General features: G+C 68.9%; 1 protein-coding gene and 1 pseudogene. Both read left to right on the forward strand.

Annotated elements, in window-relative coordinates; genetic code table 11:
• A pseudogene (locus VLK66_RS22975) lies at nucleotides 1-344 on the forward strand (IS21 family transposase); the annotation flags it as partial.
• Nucleotides 345-404: 60 nt separating this feature from the next.
• Nucleotides 405-1,591 (forward strand): IS3 family transposase gene (locus VLK66_RS22980; protein ID WP_325311830.1). Its coding sequence is split into 2 segments (ribosomal slippage): nucleotides 405-677 and nucleotides 680-1,591, totalling 1,185 coding nucleotides; the frame shifts between segments, so codons are not numbered across the junction.
• The last annotated feature ends 41 nt before the right edge of the window (nucleotides 1,592-1,632 follow it).

Genomic DNA, 1,632 nt, shown 5'->3' on the forward strand with positions numbered 1-1,632 from the left:
CGCTCGGCGGCGTGCCGGGGGAGATCCTCTACGACCGCATGAAAACCGCCGTGCTCGGCGAGGTCGACGACCGCGGCATCGTCTACAACGACAAACTGCTGGCCCTCGCCGCGCATTACGGCTTCGTGCCGCGCGCCTGCCGGCCCTACCGCGCCAAGACGAAGGGTAAAGTCGAGCGGCCCTTCCGCTACGTCCGAGAGGACTTCTTCCTCGCCGGCCGCTTCCGCGACCTCGAGGACCTGAACGCGCAGTTCAGCCAGTGGCTCGACCAGGTCGCCAACCGCCGCCTGCACGGCACCACGGGGCGGATCGTCATCGAGCACTTCGCCGAGGAGCGGCCGTCTGGGCTTCCCCCCTGGGAGTGGAGGGTTCTCTAACGAACCCGAACACCCCAGGAGGGCACCATGGCAGAGAAGCGAACCCGACGGAGCTTCACGCGGGAGTTCAAGGCGCAGGCAGTCAAGCGGCTGCTGGACGGCGGCCGGGGGCTGTCGGAGGTAGCGACGGAGCTCGGGCTGAGCACGGGGCAGCTGAGCACCTGGCGCAGCGAGCACCTGGCGGCTGGATCGGCTGAGGCACTCGCCCAGCGCAAGGCCGAGGAGGCGGAGACGCAGCGGCTACGGCGAGAGGTGAAGCGGCTGGAGGAGGAGAACCTGATCCTGCGCAAGGCCGCGGCGGTTTTTGCCAGGGGGATCGCGTGACGAAGTACGCCTTCGTGTCGGCCGAGCGGGCGAACCACGCCGTGGCCACGCTGTGCCGGGTTGTCGGCGTGAGCGTAGCCGGCTTCTACGCTTGGCTGCGCGCGATCCCCACCCTCCAGAGCAAGGCCGAGGCGGAAGCCGAACTGCGCGGGCACATTGGCCGCATCTTCGCCGGCCGCAGGCGGGTCTACGGCTCGCCGCGGGTCCATGCTGAGCTGCGGCGAGAGGGCCGGCTGCATTCGCGCCGGCGCATCGAGCGGCTGATGCGCGAGATGGGCCTGTCCGGCCGCCAGGGCCGCCGCCGCACACCCCGGACCACGGACAGCCGCCACGACCTCCCGGTCGCCCCGAACCTGCTGGATCGCAACTTCACGGCGGAGAGACCGGACCAGGTCTGGCTGGCGGACATCTCTTACATTCCGACCGGCGAGGGCTTCCTGTATCTGGCCGCCATCAAGGACATGGCCACACGCCAGATCGTGGGCTGGTCCATGGCGGACCACCTGAAGGCGGGGCTCTGCGTCGACGCGCTGGTCATGGCCCTCCAGCACCATCCCCCGCCACCTGGGCTGCTCCACCACAGCGACCGCGGCGTGCAGTACGCCTCTGAGCCCTACCGCGCCGTGCTGGAGCGGCACGGCATCACCCAGTCCATGAGTCGCCGGGGCAACTGCCTCGATAATGCGCCCATGGAGAGCTTCTTCGCCTCACTCAAGACGGAGCACGTCCACCAAATCCGCTTCCATACCCGCGAGGAGGCCAAGGCGGCGGTGTTCGACTACATCGAAGTCTTCTACAACCGCCAACGCCTGCACTCGGGCGTCGGCTACCGCACCCCGGTTGAGGCGCGCGCCAGCATGGAGGGGATCGCCATGCGTACAGCCGCATGACGCTCTGATCTCAACCCTCCACTCCCAGGGGGGAAGCCCAC

The organism is Longimicrobium sp. (assembly GCF_035474595.1).
GTDB lineage: Bacteria > Gemmatimonadota > Gemmatimonadetes > Longimicrobiales > Longimicrobiaceae > Longimicrobium.